The organism is Methylobacterium sp. WL18 (assembly GCF_008040015.1).
Classification (GTDB): domain Bacteria; phylum Pseudomonadota; class Alphaproteobacteria; order Rhizobiales; family Beijerinckiaceae; genus Methylobacterium; species Methylobacterium mesophilicum.
In genome coordinates this window covers 1-1980 of sequence record NZ_VRVD01000768.1, presented here as the reverse complement: position 1 = coordinate 1980, position 1980 = coordinate 1, and the positions used below count along the sequence as shown (strand labels likewise).

Genomic DNA, 1980 nt, shown 5'->3' with positions numbered 1-1980 from the left:
AGGCCCCGGCGCGCGCCGCGGCCTGATCGGGTCAGCTCGCCCGCGGCTTCATCTCGGCCGACGCCGGCGGGGTCGCGGCGACTATCCTGCGGCCCGAGATCTCGGCCCCGGCATCCGGCGTCAGCTTGCGGAAGGCCAGCACCGAGGCCGCCGACAAGACCGCCACGGCGAAGAAGGCCGGCCCGAAATCGCCGGCCTCGATCGTGGTCCGGCCATGGAAGCCCGCCGCGCCCTCGAGCGCCAGCGCGCCGAGGGTCACCCCGAGGCTCAGCGACAGCTGCTGGCAGACGCTGGCGAAGCTCGTGGCCGCGCTCATCTCGCGGGATTCGAGGTCGGCATACGCGATGGCGTTGACGCAGGTGAACTGCACCGAGCGCGAGCAGCCGCCCAGGAACAGCAGCGCGATCATGATCCAGTGCGGCGTGTCGGCGGTGTAGAGCCCGTTCACCGCCAGGAAGGCCGAGGCCAGCACGGCATTGAAGACCATGACGGCGCGGAAGCCGAGACGCCGCAGGATCTTCGGCGCGAGGGTCTTCACGAACATTGCACCGGCCGCCGCCGCGAAGGTGATCAGCCCGGAATGCAGGGCGTCGAGCCCGAACCCGACCTGCAGCATCAACGGCAGCAGGAACGGGATCGCGCCGGTCCCGACCCGGAACAGGCTGCCGCCGAGGATCGCGACCCGGAAGGTCGGGCGGTTCATCAGGTCGAGCCGCACGATCGGGTGGGCGACCCGCCGCGCATGGACGACGTAGAGCGGCAGCAGGATCGCCCCCGCGGCCAGGCATCCCCAGGAGATTGAGGCCGGCAGCAGATGGCGTCCCATCGAGGCCAGCCCCAGCATCAGGGCGGCGAGTCCGGTGCCAAGCACGAAGAAGCCGGTCAGGTCGAGCGGCGGCCGCTCCGGCTCGCGCACGTCCTCGAAGTACAGGCTCGCCAGCACGATTCCGGCGACGCCGATCGGCAGGTTGATGAAGAAGATCCAGCGCCAGTCGAACCAGGTGGTGATCAGACCGCCGAGCGGTGGACCGAGCACCGGGCCGACCAGCGCCGGGAAGGTCAGGTAGGCCAGAGCGGTCACCAGCTGCGACTTCGGCACGCTGCGCAGCACCACGAGGCGCCCGACCGGCACCATCATGGCCCCGCCCATGCCCTGGAGGAACCGCGCGGCGACGAACCAGGCCAGCCCGTTGGCCGCGGCGCAGGCGAGGGATCCCAGCATGAATACGACGAGCGCGGCCCGGAACACCGTCCGCGCGCCGTAGCGGTCGGCCATCCAGCCGCTCACCGGGATGAAGATCGCCAGGCTGACCAGATAGGAGGTCAGCGCCAGCTTCAGGGCGATCGGATCCTCGCCGAGGCTCGCCGCGATGCTGGGCAGCGCCGTGGCGATCACCGTGGAATCGGTGTTCTCCATGAACAGGGCGGTGGCCACCGTCAGGGGGACGATCCAGAGCGGTCTTTGGGTCGAGGCAGGCATCGGACAGCAGACGCGCGTCGTGCCGGGACGGTTGCACGGCGGGGCCGCGATCTCGCACGGTCGTGTTTCGCGCCTGTATCCGCAAGGCAACAGGGGTTGCGTCGTGACCGAACACCACCTTTTGTGCGCGTGGTCCAATGGCTACGTTTAGGGCGAGCGGTCTTCCGGCCGTCGATACCGGCGCGGTGCCGGCCACGAGACACGCGATGCAGCCCTCTCCGACCAAGCGCCGATCCCTGTCGCGGATCGCCGCCGCCGTCGCGCTCCTGTCGACTGTGACGGCCTGCGGCACGGTGCTGCTGAACGATCGCGGTTCGCTCACCCGCTACGACCGGCTGCAGGCGAGCAGCGCGGTCGCCTCGGCCTCGCGGCTCTACGTGGACCGGCCGGCTTTGGCGAAGGCCCGCACCGTGCGGATTATCCCGACCGCGTTCCACGCCGACGTCGCGGGCGCCGCGCCGCTGACCCAGGCGGAGCGCCGCCTGATCGCCAACGCCGCC

Annotated in this window: 2 protein-coding genes; one reads left to right on the top strand and one right to left on the bottom strand. The window is 70.7% G+C overall.

All coding sequences use genetic code 11. The annotated features are described in order from the left end of the window. Positions 1-31: 31 nt before the first annotated feature. The gene (locus FV228_RS28065; RefSeq protein WP_147857489.1) at positions 32-1480 is read right to left on the bottom strand and encodes an MFS transporter; all 1449 of its coding nucleotides are present in this window, start codon (positions 1478-1480) and stop codon (positions 32-34) included. A gap of 206 nt (positions 1481-1686) precedes the next feature. Here FV228_RS28065 and FV228_RS28060 point away from each other — a divergent pair. Next, on the top strand, positions 1687-1980 hold a 294-nt coding region (locus FV228_RS28060; RefSeq protein WP_147857488.1), incomplete at its 3' end, for a DUF3313 family protein.

Excerpts from the sequence above, each read along its gene's own strand:
- FV228_RS28065 (WP_147857489.1), bottom strand. The coding sequence starts at position 1,480 with ATGCCTGCCTCGACCCAAAGACCGCTCTGGATCGTCCCCCTGACGGTG.